At 71.7% G+C, this 13,463-nt stretch carries 13 protein-coding genes; 4 read left to right on the top strand and 9 right to left on the bottom strand.

What is annotated here, in order from left to right:
- From ABZZ04_RS38735 to ABZZ04_RS38725, 3 genes are all read right to left on the bottom strand, one after another.
- Positions 1-95: biotin carboxylase N-terminal domain-containing protein (locus ABZZ04_RS38735; RefSeq protein WP_281179312.1), on the bottom strand; the 95-nt coding region annotated here is incomplete at its 3' end.
- Positions 96-280: 185 nt separating this feature from the next.
- On the bottom strand, positions 281-958 hold the full coding sequence (locus tag ABZZ04_RS38730) for a response regulator transcription factor (RefSeq protein WP_356936940.1): 678 nt from the start codon (positions 956-958) through the stop codon (positions 281-283).
- 431 nt (positions 959-1,389) lie between these two features.
- Entirely contained in the window at positions 1,390-2,262 is an 873-nt protein-coding gene (locus ABZZ04_RS38725; protein ID WP_356936939.1) for an SDR family oxidoreductase, read from the bottom strand.
- 335 nt (positions 2,263-2,597) lie between these two features.
- On the opposite strand from ABZZ04_RS38725, the gene ABZZ04_RS38720 reads away from it, so the two are divergent.
- Both ABZZ04_RS38720 and ABZZ04_RS38715 read left to right on the top strand, forming a co-directional pair.
- The gene (locus ABZZ04_RS38720; RefSeq protein ID WP_356936938.1) at positions 2,598-3,602 is read left to right on the top strand and encodes a winged helix-turn-helix domain-containing protein; all 1,005 of its coding nucleotides are present in this window, start codon (positions 2,598-2,600) and stop codon (positions 3,600-3,602) included.
- A gap of 185 nt (positions 3,603-3,787) precedes the next feature.
- Complete coding sequence (locus ABZZ04_RS38715; protein ID WP_356936937.1) at positions 3,788-4,465, top strand: C39 family peptidase; 678 nt, start codon at positions 3,788-3,790, stop codon at positions 4,463-4,465.
- Between the two features lie 258 nt (positions 4,466-4,723).
- Here ABZZ04_RS38715 and ABZZ04_RS38710 read toward each other — a convergent pair whose 3' ends face one another.
- Positions 4,724-5,545 (bottom strand): serine hydrolase domain-containing protein, encoded by an 822-nt coding sequence (locus ABZZ04_RS38710; RefSeq protein WP_356936936.1) that lies wholly within the window; start codon positions 5,543-5,545, stop codon positions 4,724-4,726.
- Positions 5,546-5,662: 117 nt separating this feature from the next.
- Here ABZZ04_RS38710 and ABZZ04_RS38705 point away from each other — a divergent pair, with 117 nt between their 5' ends.
- Together ABZZ04_RS38705 and ABZZ04_RS38700 are read left to right on the top strand one after the other, a co-directional pair.
- On the top strand, positions 5,663-6,124 hold the full coding sequence (locus tag ABZZ04_RS38705; protein ID WP_356936935.1) for a MerR family transcriptional regulator: 462 nt from the start codon (positions 5,663-5,665) through the stop codon (positions 6,122-6,124).
- The gene (locus ABZZ04_RS38700) at positions 6,124-7,140 is read left to right on the top strand and encodes an aldo/keto reductase (RefSeq protein WP_356936934.1); all 1,017 of its coding nucleotides are present in this window, start codon (positions 6,124-6,126) and stop codon (positions 7,138-7,140) included. Before ABZZ04_RS38705 ends, ABZZ04_RS38700 begins: the two co-directional genes overlap by 1 nt.
- Positions 7,141-7,233: 93 nt before the next feature.
- On the opposite strand, the gene ABZZ04_RS38695 is transcribed toward ABZZ04_RS38700, so the two are convergent.
- From ABZZ04_RS38695 to ABZZ04_RS38675, 5 genes are all read right to left on the bottom strand, one after another.
- Positions 7,234-8,277, bottom strand: coding sequence for an alpha/beta hydrolase (locus ABZZ04_RS38695; protein WP_356936933.1), 1,044 nt, complete (start codon positions 8,275-8,277; stop codon positions 7,234-7,236).
- Between the two features lie 227 nt (positions 8,278-8,504).
- A complete protein-coding gene (locus tag ABZZ04_RS38690) occupies positions 8,505-9,188 on the bottom strand; it encodes a response regulator transcription factor (protein WP_356936932.1) in 684 nt (227 codons plus the stop codon).
- A complete protein-coding gene (locus tag ABZZ04_RS38685) occupies positions 9,185-10,531 on the bottom strand; it encodes a sensor histidine kinase (RefSeq protein ID WP_356936931.1) in 1,347 nt (448 codons plus the stop codon). Before ABZZ04_RS38685 ends, ABZZ04_RS38690 begins: the two co-directional genes overlap by 4 nt.
- A gap of 191 nt (positions 10,532-10,722) precedes the next feature.
- The gene (locus tag ABZZ04_RS38680; RefSeq protein ID WP_356936930.1) at positions 10,723-11,703 is read right to left on the bottom strand and encodes a DUF4429 domain-containing protein; all 981 of its coding nucleotides are present in this window, start codon (positions 11,701-11,703) and stop codon (positions 10,723-10,725) included.
- Between the two features lie 86 nt (positions 11,704-11,789).
- On the bottom strand, positions 11,790-13,001 hold the full coding sequence (locus ABZZ04_RS38675) for an alpha/beta hydrolase (protein WP_356936929.1): 1,212 nt from the start codon (positions 12,999-13,001) through the stop codon (positions 11,790-11,792).
- Positions 13,002-13,463: the final 462 nt, after the last annotated feature.

Here is a 13,463-nt window from a genome sequence, read left to right as displayed (position 1 = left end):
GCGTAAACGGCCACACTCCCGATCCCGGCATCCCGGCACGCCCGAGCAACACGGACAGCAATTTCGCCACGGTTGGCGATGAGCACCTTGCGCACAATGGGTCCTTCCCTCATGACTCCGCAGCCCGTCGAGGCCCGGAGCGTGAGCCGAGTACCGCGTCGGAATATCACCTTCAGCATGTGCGGCGGAGGCCGGCATGTGCAATGCGCGAAACGCCAAAGGTATGTCAGACACCTACAGGGACCGTCCGGGGCATCGGCGATGCGACATCCGGGTTTCCTCACGCAGTCATGCGCTGTGCCAATTCCTGCTCGCACTCGTCTCTGTTCCCGTCCGGCATCGCCACCTTGGCGTAGAGGTAACCGGACGCGGGCATGGCCAGCACTCCGGCCGCCAACGCCTTGGCCACCGCGTCCAGGCGGGAAACCGCATCCAACTTCCGGAAGGCGGCGTACAGATGGCGCTTGACGGTGCCGGTGGTGATGCCCAGGGAACGGCCGATCTGCTGGTTGGTCATGGCGGTCGCCACACCGCGCAGCACCTCGGTCTCCCGTTGCGAGAGGGCGGGAACCGGCCGGTTGGCGGAGTCCTGCACCTCCGCGGGGGCCAGTTCGCGCACTGCGGCGAGCAGGGCGTTCCAGCCCGCGTTCCGGGGGAGGTACGCCCGAAGCCCGGCTGCCTCCAGGGCGCGCCGATCGCTCGCCGTGTTTCGTGAGGAGAGCGCGAGGACGGCTGCCCCGGGAGCCACGGAGCGCAGCGCGCGGAGCGTACGCACCGCCGCGCTCTTCGTCGCCCAGGGCTCGAACAGGATCACGTGCGGGTTCAGGTCCGCCGCACGGCGCAGGAGCACGTGTTCACCGGCAGCCTGTCCGAGAACGCGCATATCGGGCTGGGCACGGAGCAGTTCGGTCAACGATTCGCGCAGCAGCGTGGTTTCACCCGCGACGAGAACGGTCACGCGAGGCATAATTCCCCCATGTCCCCCTCGGTGGCGGACGAATGAGCCCACTCCGCGGTGCAGGGCCGTACGGGCGACGGGCCTGATTTCGGGCGGAGCGAAAGCGAACCGGATCCCGATTCGGGACGGCAGCGCGCGGCAAGTCCGATGTGCGCCCTGATCGGACGAGGCGTGGACCATGGCGGTTTTGTTCTGCAACGTGCATTCATGGAAATTTCCCCTCGGGCGACGCGGACGTCCGAACCGAGAGGAATGATAGCCAACGCATGCATGGAATGGGTTCTGATCAAGGAATCCTTGACGGTTCAAGAATGCCTTGAGGAGAATCGGCATGGTGCGGGCGCCCTTGCCCGCGAGATGTCGTTGAGTTATCCAGAATTTCCTCTGGAGCTCGGCGGAACGTCCCGCGCATTCAGCCTGTTAAGTCTTGGTTAAATCTTTGTGCCGAGCAGAGTGCCTCCGGAGGCGTCGATAAATGATCCGGTGATCCAGCGCGACTCGTCGGAGGCGATGAACGCGACGACGTCGGCGATGTCGGAGGGTTCGCCGACACGTTTGAACGCCGAAAGGTTCGACATGGCCGCCAGCGATTCCGGGTCGTCGAACACGGGGTCGCCGTTGTTCGTCACCCCTGGTGCGACGGTGTTCACGGTGATTTCGCGGGGAGCGGCATGAGCCGCCAGATGCAGTGTGATCTGCTCCATGGCGCCCTTGCTCATGGCATAGCCGATCTGCGAAGGGAAGGCGGAACGGGTCATGCCCGAGGACATGTTGATGATCCTGCCGCCCGCGGGCATCCGTGCCAGGGCGCGTCGTGCCAGGAGGAAGGGGGACCTGGCGTTCACCAGGTAGCACTGGTCCAGTGTTTCCTCGGTCACCTCGTCGGGCCCGGCCCCGTCGAATCCGGTTCGGGCCGCGTTGTTGACCAGGATGTTCAGCGCCGGGTCGCCGCAGCGCTCCTCGAGTTCTGCCTCCATGGTGGCGAAAAGTGATTCCTCCGCCCCGGATCGGCCGAGTTGCGCACGTACGGGGAAGGCCCGGCCGCCGCTCTTTTCGATCAGTGCCACGGTTTCCGCGGCCGCGGCCTCGTTCGTCGCGTAATGCACGACGACCAATGCCCCGTCCCGGGCCAGTCTCAGGGCGATGCCCCGCCCGATCCCTCTGCTGGCACCCGTGACGAGCGCCGTTTTGTTCCGCAGCCTCTGTGACTGTGTCATGCGCCCTTCTCTCTGCGGTTCGTGTGTCGCCGTGATTTCGGTCGGCGGTGGCGCAAAAATGTCGGTCGAAGGGAAAGTCGGGATCATGTCGGCCGTGGCATCCGAGGAAATTATGCCCGGTGTTCCATGTCCGATTCGGCGGGCGGGTGAAGAGGAGCTACATAATATTGTGAAGGGTGGACTTTTGTGGGGATTCCGGGTTTTCCGGAGGAAAGGGCCGCAGGTGGCGGGGCCGGGCGGGAAACGGGTCCGGTGGCCCTGGGAGCCGGAGGCGATGCGGAGCACGCGTCCGACCTGCCGGTGAGAGCTTCCACGCCTGTCCCGGGAACCACGGGAGGCGGCCCGAAGATCCTCAACCACGGGGAGCGGAGGGCCACTTGGTGACGTTCCCCGTGTGATCGCACGGAACATCGGGGGGCAACATGTTAAGGCTGCACTTCACGGATGCGGACCTGGCGAAGGTCTGGGTCGCACCGGGTCCGGACCCGCTCTGGGAGACGGTCCTCGGGATACAACTGATGTCCCGGAACAGTCCGAGGTCCTTCGGGGAATGGCGCCGCCGGGCCCGTACGGAACTGCGGCGCAAGGGCGTCGAGGGCCCGGCCCGGCTGGTGGGCGCGGCGGCACCGCCGGCGAGCTACTTCCCGGACTTCCTGACCCCGCCCGAGGGCTGCCACGGTCTTGAGGCCGGCCTGGAGGCGTTGCGGGCCACCCCGCCGGACCGGCTGGGCCGGGAGCTGGCGCTGACGGCGAACGTCCGCCGGCTGCCCCGCTGGTTCGCCGGTCTCGCCGCGGGCGAACGGGGCCATCTGGACGAGCTGGCCGACGCGGTCCGGTGCGTGTACGAGGCCGTCATCCGCCCCGACTGGACGCGGGCCGCTGCGACGGTGGAGGCCGACCGGATGGTCCGGGCCCGTGCCCTGCGCGACGGGGGCGTCGCCGGGCTGCTGGACTCGTTGCGTCCGGCGCTGGACTGGCGGGCGCCGACGCTGTACGTGCGCTACCCGGAGGACCGGGACATCCGTCTCGAAGGCCGGGGACTGTGCCTGATCCCGTCCTTCTTCTGCCACGGCGGCCCGGTCGCGCTCGCCGATCCGGAGCTGCCGCAGGTGCTCGTCTATCCGATCGCGCGCACGGAGGGGCCGGACGAGGCGCCGCTCGGCGCGGACCGGCGGCTCAAACCGCTCGGCGGACTCATCGGCCGGACCCGCGCCCGGGTGCTGACGGCCCTCCAGGGCTCGGCGACCACCGGCGAACTGGCGCGGGTGCTGCACATCTCGACGGCCTCGGCGAGCGAGCACGTCCGCGCGCTGCGGGAGGCCGGGCTCGTCCACGGCAACCGGGTGGGCGGCTGTGTCATCCACAGCCTCACCCCGCTCGGCGAAGCCCTGCTGCACGGCGTCACGGAACAGCTGGATGCCGCCTGACCGGCGGAGTTCGGTTCTGCCCGAACGCCGTCGCCATCGAGTGCCCGGTGCCCCGATGCTGATACGGCAGCCGGGGGGCGACGAGGGGACGAAACAGAGCCTTCCGACGCACGAAGGGAACAACACGCACATGCCGCACCGCCGTTGACGACGACGGCGCGGCTCGGGGGAAGGAAGACCTGTCCATGAACACCATCACCACCGGCGGGAAGCGCACGGCCGCCTCGCGCCGCGGCGCACGGTTCGCCGCACTCACGATCACCGCGCTCGCCACGGCGGGCGTCCTCGTCCCGGCCGGCACCGCCTCGGCGGCCCTCCCGCCGCCGCCCGGCGAGTACCCGGTCAGCAAGAAGCTGTCGACGTACAAGTTCCAGCAGCAGTCGACGTACTACTACTGCGGTCCGGCCGCCACCCGCCTCGCACTGACCCAGCGGAGCACGACGGTCGGCCAGAAGACCCTGGCGAAGGACCTGAAGGTCGAGGAGAACGGCAAGCAGACCGACAACATCGGTCTGGTCACCAAGGTCCTCAACAAGCGTCTGCCCGGCTCCTGGTACGAGAACAAGTGGATCGGCGGCAACACGGCCACCAAGGCCCAGGTCGCGCTGCTGAAGAAGGACATCAGGTTCGACGTCAACAACGGCCGCGCCATCGTGGCCAACGTCTACGGCACGGCGACCGACACGGCGGACCGGAAGCACTCCTACAACCAGGGCCACTACCTCACCGTGGTCGGCTACGCGAAGAATGGCGACCACGCGGTCATCGAGGACATCGCGATCAGTTCCTCCAAGACCCACCGCTACACGATGACGACGAAGCGGCTCGCGGACTGGATCGCGTCGAGGGGCTACTCGGCATAGCACGGCCCGCGCGAACGGTCCATGAGGGACGGTTCGCGCGGGACGGGGGAAACGGAAGGGGGTTCGGGGCGACGGCGGTCGCCCCGGGCCCCCTTCGCCGTACGGAGCGGGTGCGGCCGGTCAGGGAGCGCCGGTGCAGAAGATGATGCCGCCGAGAGCAACCGGACCGCTGCGCACCGGTGCAGGGAGTCACGCAATCGCTCCACGGGCCGGAGGCGCCGTGGGGCCGCCCCGTCACGCCGACGGCGTCCGCCGACGTCAGCGGGCGGAGCCCAGCTCCGCGAGCACCGCGTCCGTGAACGGCGGCCACGCCTCCACCGCCCACGGGCCGAAGGCCCGGTCGGTCAGCGCGACGCAGGCCGCGCCCGCGACCGGGTCGATCCACAGGAAGGTGCCGGACTGGCCGAAGTGCCCGAAGGCCGAGGGCGACGACGAACCGCCGGTCCAGTGCGGCGACTTGGAGTCCCGGATCTCGAAGCCGAGCCCCCAGTCGTTGGGGTTCTGGTGCCCATAGCCGGGCAGTACGCCCTTCAGGCCGGGGTGCACGACGGTCTGCGCGGCCAGCACCGTACGCGGGTCGAGCAGCTGCGGGGTCTGCACCTCCGCCGCGAACCGCACGAGGTCGTCGACGGTCGAGACGCCGTCCCGGGCGGGCGAGCCGTCCATCGTGGTCGCCGTCATCCCGAGCGGTTCCAGCACGGCCTGGCGCACGTACTCCGGGAACGGGATGTCGGTGGCCTTGGCGATGTGGTCGCCGAGCACCTCGAAGCCCGCGTTGGAGTAGAGCCGCCGGGTGCCCGGCGCGGCCGTCGTCCGGTGCTCGTCGAAGGCGAGCCCGCTGGTGTGCGCGAGCAGATGCCGCACGGTGGACCCCTCGGGCCCGGCCGGCTCGTCCAGCTCGATGGCCCCCTCCTCGTACGCCACGAGCGCCGCGTAGGCCGCGATCGGCTTGGTGACGGAGGCGAGCGGGAAGCGGTGCGCGGTCGGACCGTGCGTACCGACGACGGTGCCGTCCGCTCGTACGACGGCAGCCGCCGCGGTGGGGACGGGCCAGTTGTCGATCATCGCCAGGCTCTGCATGCGTACGAGCGTAACGGGCGGAAGCGGGCAACCTTCGGGCGGACGGGGGCGGACCGGGTCGGCCGGTTGCCTTTCTCGCTTGCTTCGAGTGCACTCCAAGGTTCTAGCGTGGAGGGCATGACGGTGATGGAGAGCACTTCCACGAGGACGGACGCATGCGCATCGGCCCCCAGGGCGCACCCGCGCCCCGACGGCCAGGACCGCTACACCATCAGCGAGGTCGCCGCCTTCACCGGGCTCACCGCGCACACCCTGCGCTGGTACGAGCGGATCGGGCTGATGCCGCACGTCGACCGGTCCCACACCGGCCAGCGCCGCTTCACCAACCGGGATCTGGACTGGCTGACCTTCGTCGGCAAGCTGCGGCTGACCGGGATGCCGGTCGCCGACATGGTCCGGTACGCGGAACTGCTGCGCGAGGGGGAGCACACCTTCGAGCAACGGCAGGAGCTGCTGGAGGCGACCCGCCGCGACGTGCGGACGCGGATCGCGGAGCTCCAGGACACCCTCGCCGTGCTCGACCACAAGATCGACTTCTATGCGAGCGCCCGGAGGGCGCCGGAAAGGCCTTGCGTCTGATGACTGACGACAAGATCACCACGGTGGAGCTCGGCAGGGGCGGCCCGCAGGTCGGCGTGCAAGGGCTCGGCTGCATGGGCATGAGCGATGCCTATGGTGCCACGGACGAACGGGCCGCCCGCGAGACGCTGGAGACGGCGCTGGTGGCGGGTGTCACCCTTTTCGACACCGCCGACGTCTACGGCAACGGCGCCAACGAGACCTTCCTCGCCCCGTTCGTCAAGGCGCACCGGGACGAGATCACCCTCGCCACGAAGTTCGCCATCGAGTACAAGGACGACGACCCGCAGTATCAGGGCGTGCACAACGACCCCGCGTACATCCGCCGGGCCGTCGAGGACAGCCTGCGCCGGCTGGACACCGACGTCATCGACCTCTACTACATGCACCGCCGCAATCCGGCCGTCCCGTTGGCCGAGTCCGTCGGGGCGATGGCCGAGCTGGTGCGGCAGGGCAAGGTCAAGCAGCTCGGGCTGAGCGAGGTCACCGGGGCGGAGCTGCGCGAGGCGCACGCCGTGCACCCGATCGCCGCGATCCAGTCCGAGTGGTCGCTCTTCAGCCGGGACCCCGAGACCAGCGCCGCGTCCGCCGCGGCCGAGCTCGGGGTGACCTTCGTGCCGTACTCACCGCTCGGCCGGGGCTTCCTCACCGGGGCGTTCATGGACGCGGCCAAGGAGCTGTCGGCCGGGGACTTCCGTACGTCCCAGCCGCGCTTCAACGGCGACAACGCGCAGCGGAACACCGCCCTGCTGGAGCCCGTCCACGAGATCGCGGCGGCGCACGGCGCGTCGGCCGCGCAGGTGGCGCTCGCCTGGGTGCAGCAGCGGGCCCGGGTGCACGGCCTGGCCGTGGTGCCGATCCCGGGCACCCGCAGGAGCAGCCGGCTGCTGGAGAACGTGGCGGCGACCCGGCTCGTGCTGACGGACGAGGAGCTGGCGCTGCTGGAGCCGATCGCGGGACAGGTGGCCGGTGCCCGCTACCCGGACATGAGCTCGACGGCCGCCGCGCGCGAGTGACCGGGGGACCGGGGCCGGGCGCGCTGCCGTCCGAGCCGTCCGCCGTCCGTACCGCCGGTGCCCGGTGGGTGCGGGCGGCGGGCCGCCCGGGGCTCACCGCGCCTTCTCCTCGGTGATCGCGGCGAAGACGCGGAGCGAGTCCGTGCCCGGGGCGAAGTAGCCGGTGTGCCCGCGGGCGTCGTCGGCCGGGACGCGGCGCGCGCCGAACTCCGGGGCGGCCGGGTCGGGGCCGTGACCGAGCCCCGCCACCTCGACGTTCGGCACGTCGTCGATCCAGTCCGTGGCGTCCTTCGCGGCCCAGACCCGGGCGCCGGTGTGCAGATCGGCGACGTCGTCCGCGCGCATCCCGGGCGAGCCGAGCACGACCAGGTCCCTGGCGTGCAGCCGGGAGGCGGCGAGCCCGCACACGACGGAGCCGTAGCTGTGGCAGAACACGGCGGGCTCGGGCACCCCGTCGGCCGCGAGGCCGTCCGTGAACCGGGTCAGCCGCTCGGCCCCCGCCTCGGCGAGCGAGCCCGTCGCGGCGTCGATCCCGAGGCCCACCGGGGTGGTGTACCCGGCCCAGGCGACGACGGCGCTGCCGGGACCGGTCCGGGCGCGCAGCGACTTCGCCATGCCGGCCGGGGTGCCGTACACGTCGTTCGTACGGTCGAAGGTCCCGGCGTCGATGTCCGAGCCCGGCACCACGACCGCGACGTGACGCGCGGTGTCCAGGTCCCCGAACACCTCGGCGACCTGGCCGCGGCCGCGCGGGTCGAAGGCCAGGATCTGCCGGCCCGGCGCGGCGAGCCGCGCGTACCGGGGATCGTGATCGGCGCGCAGGGAAAGGGCGTTGGCCCGGTAGCGCAGTCGCACCGGAACCCCGTCCAGATTGCCCACGACGAGCGGATGCCGCGTCACCAGGGTCTGCTGCTGATCCGCGGTCAACTTCCGGAAGAAACGGCTCACTTCGGCCGGGGTGGCCCGCTCCGGGTCGGGCAGCCGGCGGTCCAGCACCCGGTCCGCGCGCCAGGCGGCGGTACCCGGCGGCGGCCCGGTCACGGCCTGCTGAGTGTTCCCGGACGCCCAGCCGGCCGTACCCGTCACCGTGGTGATCGCCAGCGCGATCGTTATCAGGGTCCTCGCGTAGCGGCGCATCCCGTTCTCCCCCTCCGGCAGACCCGGACTCCCGCACACCGAACTGGCGTGACAGAGAGAAAACTAGGAGGTCGGCGGGGTCGAAGGCGTCACACCGGAGAGCCAGGTCCGAAGTGCTACCTGGGTGTTACGAGACCGGTCCGCAGGGCACGGGACCGAGACGGAACGGGGGGCGTCCGGGGCCGCGCCCCACCGGGGCCGGAACGGAACGATCCGGACGAAAGGCCCTATGCCTCGCCCGGCACCACCACTCCGGACTCGTACGCGAAGATCACCGCCTGCGCCCGGTCCCGCAGGTCCAGCTTGGCCAGCACCCGTCCGATGTGGGTCTTCACGGTCTGCTCGGCCAGCACCAGCTTCCCCGCGATCTCCTGGTTGGACAGGCCCCGCGCGATCAGCTCCAGCACCTCCGTCTCGCGCGGGGTCAGCCCGTTCAGCCGCAGCGCGTGCCCGCTCCGGGTGACGCCGGTGGGCCCCTGCCGGGCGAAGTCCGCGATCAGACGGCGGGTCACGGACGGGGCGAGCAGCGCCTCGCCCGCCGCGACCACCCGCACCGCCGAGATCAGGTCCGCGGGCGGCGCGTCCTTCAGCAGGAAGCCGGACGCCCCGGCGCGCAGCGCCTCGTACACGTAGTCGTCCACGTCGAACGTGGTCAGCATCAGCACCTTCGGCCGGTGCACCGCTCCCGTCGGCGGGTTCAGCAGCTCGCGGGCCGCCGCCAGGCCGTCCATCTCGGGCATCCGCACGTCCATCAGGACCACGTCCGGCAGGGTGGCCCGGCTGATGTCGACGCCCTGGCGCCCGTCCGGCGCCTCACCGACCACGTCGATGTCGCTCTGTGCCGAGAGCAGTGCCGCGAACCCCGCCCGCACCATGGCCTGGTCGTCGACGATGATCACGCGGATGGTCAAGAGTCCTCCGGGGCCTTGGACGTCACAGGGGTCAGGGGCAGCCGCGCGGCCACCCGGAAGCCGCCGTCGGGCAGCGGTCCGGTGTCCAGCGTGCCGCCCGTCAACCGTACGCGTTCCCGCATGCCGACCAGACCGTGCCCCGTCCCGGTCGTCTCCAGCGGCGAAACGGGCCGCACCGCACGGTCGTTGACCACCAGGACGGTCAGATGCGCGCCGTCGGACGCGACCGACACCCGGGTCAGCGCACCGGGTGCGTGCCGCACCACGTTGGCCAGCGCCTCCTGCACGATCCGGTACGCCGACACGTCCACCGCCTGCGGTACGTCCGGGAGCCGGGCGGGCACCGACAGCTCGGCCGGCAGCCCGGCCCGTACCGTCGCCTCCACCAGTTGCTGGAGCCGGTCGAGCCCCGGCTGCGGCGCCCGCTCGCCCTCCGTGCCGTCGTTGCGCAGCACCGTCAGCAGCCGCCGCATCTCCGTGAGCGACTCCCGCGCGCTCGCTGCGATCGCCTCGAACTCCTCGCGCGCCTCCTCGGGCAGCCCGCTGATCCGGTAGGGCGCGGAATCGGCCTGGACCGTGATCACGGACATGTGGTGCGCGACCACGTCGTGCAGCTCGCGGGCGATCCGGGCGCGCTCCTCCAACAGTGTGCGCTGCGCCCGCTCGGCCTCGCTGATGGTCTCCTGCTCGGCGAGCCGGCGCTGGGCGTCGCCCCGCTCCCGAATCACCGCGCCGACCACCATGAGCAGCGCGCCGATCACCGGGAGCAGCGCCGAGGTGCCGTTGCTGCGGTCCGTGGCGGCCAGGTGCAGGACCAGGCTCGCCACGGCGGTCAGCGCCCAGACGGAGATCACGGTCCGCCGGGTCTCGCGCAGGGCCACCGCCAGCATCACGAAGAGGTAGGAGATCAGCGTGGGCGGGGGCCACGGCCAGATGCCCTGCAACGGGTCCGGGTACCCGAGCAGCACCAGCGCCCCCACGACATCGGCGGGGAGGATGATCCACCACGCCTGCAACGGGCGGTGCGCCAGCATCAGCAGCGGCGCCGCCTGGGCGACGGCCAGCAGGCCCGCCGCCGCTTCGTCCACCCCGTACTCGTTGGTCAGCATGTTGAGCGTGACCGGGAGGAAGAGCGCCGTGAGGGCGACGACCACCACGTACGGCAGCAGCCTCCGCCACCGCTTGGACGCGTTCGCGAGCGGTGGGACCGGGGGATGGGAGGGGTGGCGCAGGCCGTGGGCGATCTCGCGCAGATTGCGGCGGGCGGCGCTCACCAGGCCGTCGGCTGCGGGCTGCGGACGCGGCGGCGCCTCGGCCGGGGTGCGGGAAGGGGATGTGGTCATGGCCGCAGCAGCCTAGGCAGCGGACCGACCCGATGGCGTCATACCCGGGTTCCGGTTCACCGCCGGGTCTCTCGTACGGGGGTACTACCGGCGGGGCGGACCGGAAGGACCGCGAGGACCCGGCGGCGGGAGGCCCGTGGCGCTCCGGGGCCGGGGCCCGTGGCGCCCCGTCCCCGGAAGTCCCCGGTGTCCTACAGCTCGGCGAGCAGCTGGGCCTTCTTGGCGCTGAACTCGTCGTCCGTCACCAGACCGGCCCGGTGCAGCTCCCCGAGGTGCCGGATGCGGTCCGCGATGTCCGAGGGGTCGCGCCGTCCCGCGCCTGCCAGGACGGTGGCCGGGGCGGCGGCCGAATGGTTTCTGCGCACGGATTCCAGCACGGCCGCGGCGAACGGCAGCGACTCGTGCACCGGGCCGTAGCCGAGGCCGAACACCACCGCGGCCGGGTCCTGGTCCGCCCGCGTGGGGCGGGGCGACAGCGACTGCGGGCTCCGCAGCCCCGGCCCCGTGCCGTCCGTGCCCGGCCCCGTACCGGCCCCGCCCGCTTCCATGCCCATGCCGGTACCGGCGCAGCCATCCGGCGTCAGGCACTCCGAACCCCTCCGGACCAGGCGCAGATAGCCCTCCAGCCCCTCCGGCGAGCGCCACTCGACACCGCTCAGCTCCGTCACCCCGAACGTCTGGTCGCCGGCCTTCCACTTCGCCGTGGAGGCACCCGTCCAGAACCAGCGGAAGGAGACCCGCTGCCCGTCGAAGCCGGCCCGTCCGTCGTACGCCTTGAACTGCATCGGCGCCTCGGGGGCCGCGACCAGGAACCGTTCGGCGGGCTCCGCCGCGTCCGCGCCGAGCACGGCGCGCAGCGCGTCCGCGTAGTACTCCGCCGGCGTCTCGCGCTCGGCGGGGAGCACCAGCCGGTACGGATCGCAGCTGTCCTTCAGCTGCCCGGCGGCAGCCTCCATCAGCGGATCGGCACCGGGTCTCGGCACGGCGTGCAGGACCACCGTGCCCCGCTTGCCGGGGGTCAGCGTCACCGATGACAGCGCCGCGTGCGGAACACGACGCTCACGCAGGCTCTGGAAGAGCTTCGGCGTGCGGATCCCCCGTTCGAAGCGGATGAGCACGGAGTCGGTGTCGAACTCCCAGGTGGCCTGAATTCCGGCCAGCACATCACCCATGCGCCTCATCGTATGCGGCACTTGCTCACTCGTCCCCTTTCGGAGCAGACCATGATGTGCAGGACGGTTGCGGTACACCGCGACCGTCAGATGTCCTGGGATCCGGCGATTCGTTCCCGGCAGCCGTCGTCGGACTCCGCACAGCTCACCGATTCGTAGGCCCCCACACCGATCGCGGCGAAGTTGCCGAGGCTCTCGGTCCCCGGCTCGAAATAGCCGCTGTGCCCGATCGCGTCGCCCGCCGAGACGACGCGCGAGCCGAAGCCGGGGTCGACCGGGTCGGCGCCGTGTCCCAGGATGCCGAGCCGCAGGTTCGGCACGTCCTCGATCCAGTCGCCGCGGTCCCGCATCGCCCACACCCGGGCGCCGGTGCGCAGCTCACGGGCGTTCTCCACCCGCATGCCGGGGCTGCCCGCGACCGCTATGTCGCCGACCCTGGGGGGCAGTTCGCGCGCGGCGACCCCGCAGACCACCGAGCCGTAGCTGTGGCAGAACAGCGAGACCGGGGCGCTGCCGGGCAGGGCGTCCATCAGCGCGTTCAACCGCACCGCCCCGCGCGCGGCGAGGTTGCCCAGGGCCGCGTCCACACCGATGCCGGCGGGCGTGGTGTAGTCGGCCCAGGCGATCACGGCGGTACGGACGCCGGGCCGCGCGGCGCGCTCGGCCGCGTACAACGACTTCGCCATGCCGACCGGCGCGGCGTTCGTCTTCGGCGCGGACCGCTCCAGCGTGAGCAGGCCGGTGTCGACGCCGGGGACGATCACGGAGACCCGTTCGGCCCGGTCGAGATCGCCGAACACCTCGGCGGCACGGCCCCTTCCGGACGGGTCGAAGGCGAGGAAGTGCCGGCCCCGGGAGAGCATCGAGGCGAAGCGGTGCGCCCGGCGGAACGCCTCCGCGCGCCCCTCGGGGGAGAGCCGCACGTCGTGCGTGCGCCGCTGCTCGACCTTCCGCGCCTGCACCAGCGCCAGCCGGTTGGCCCGGTAGCGCAGAGTGACCGGGGCGCCGTTCAGGTTTCCCACGACCAGGGGGTACCTGTCGGCCAGTCCGGTGCGTTGCGCGGCCGTGAGCGAGGCGAAGAAGTGGGCCAGCCGGTACGACGGGGTGTCGACGCCCGGCAGCGCGCGACCCGCCACCGTGCCCCGCGCCCAGGAGGCGAGCGCGATCTCGCGCGGCTCGTCGGAGCGTTGATGACGTACGGCGGTCCAGCCGGTGGTCGCCAGCATCACGAATACGACCGCGACGGCGAGCAGCGCGCGCCAGGCGGTGAGCGTGGGGGAGGAGTCGAAGGAAGTCACTCAGGCCCACATTAGGAGACGCACGTCGGCAGTCGTGGAGAGGGTGACGCACATCACTCGGCTGCGGGGAATTCGGGGCCGTCGATCTCACGCTGCGTGGTCGTCACAGGCACGCTCAGGCGCCCGGAACGTGTCCCGGGCGCCGCATGTGGCCGCCGGGGAGCGGCTGTTGTGAGGTCGGTCATGGTGCGACGGTGAGGCGTGCGGCACACCGGGCGGTTCGCCGGGCGGCGGGCCGGGGCCGTTGCCGCGTGTCGCTCGTCACCCGGCTCCGTCACCGATCACCGGTCGTCGGACGCCCGCCCGCCCGTCCGTTACCGGTCGCGGGGCGCCGGCTGTCCGGCGGTCGCGCACCGCCCGGCCGCGGTCGGGCGCTCGCCGAAGCGGGGGGCGCGGCGCGGGGGCGCGCCCGACGGCCGCGCCCCCCCCCCGCCGGGCGGCGGCGGGGCCGAGACCGAAGCA

This window comes from Streptomyces sp. NPDC006435 (assembly GCF_040612315.1).
In the GTDB taxonomy this organism is placed as follows: domain Bacteria; phylum Actinomycetota; class Actinomycetes; order Streptomycetales; family Streptomycetaceae; genus Streptomyces.
Note: the sequence above shows the minus strand (reverse complement) of the source record. Positions and strands in the feature narration are given on the sequence as shown.

Bases quoted from the DNA above. Each gene is read 5' to 3' on its own strand.
- ABZZ04_RS38700 (WP_356936934.1), top strand. From the start codon at position 6,124: ATGACTGACGACAAGATCACCACGGTGGAGCTCGGCAGGGGCGGCCCG.
- ABZZ04_RS38685 (WP_356936931.1), bottom strand. From the start codon at position 10,531: ATGACCACATCCCCTTCCCGCACCCCGGCCGAGGCGCCGCCGCGTCCG.
- ABZZ04_RS38710 (WP_356936936.1), bottom strand. From the start codon at position 5,545: ATGCAGAGCCTGGCGATGATCGACAACTGGCCCGTCCCCACCGCGGCG.
- ABZZ04_RS38695 (WP_356936933.1), bottom strand. From the start codon at position 8,277: ATGCGCCGCTACGCGAGGACCCTGATAACGATCGCGCTGGCGATCACC.
- ABZZ04_RS38680 (WP_356936930.1), bottom strand. From the start codon at position 11,703: ATGGGTGATGTGCTGGCCGGAATTCAGGCCACCTGGGAGTTCGACACC.
- ABZZ04_RS38715 (WP_356936937.1), top strand. From the start codon at position 3,788: ATGAACACCATCACCACCGGCGGGAAGCGCACGGCCGCCTCGCGCCGC.
- ABZZ04_RS38725 (WP_356936939.1), bottom strand. From the start codon at position 2,262: ATGATCCCGACTTTCCCTTCGACCGACATTTTTGCGCCACCGCCGACC.
- ABZZ04_RS38720 (WP_356936938.1), top strand. From the start codon at position 2,598: ATGTTAAGGCTGCACTTCACGGATGCGGACCTGGCGAAGGTCTGGGTC.
- ABZZ04_RS38705 (WP_356936935.1), top strand. From the start codon at position 5,663: ATGACGGTGATGGAGAGCACTTCCACGAGGACGGACGCATGCGCATCG.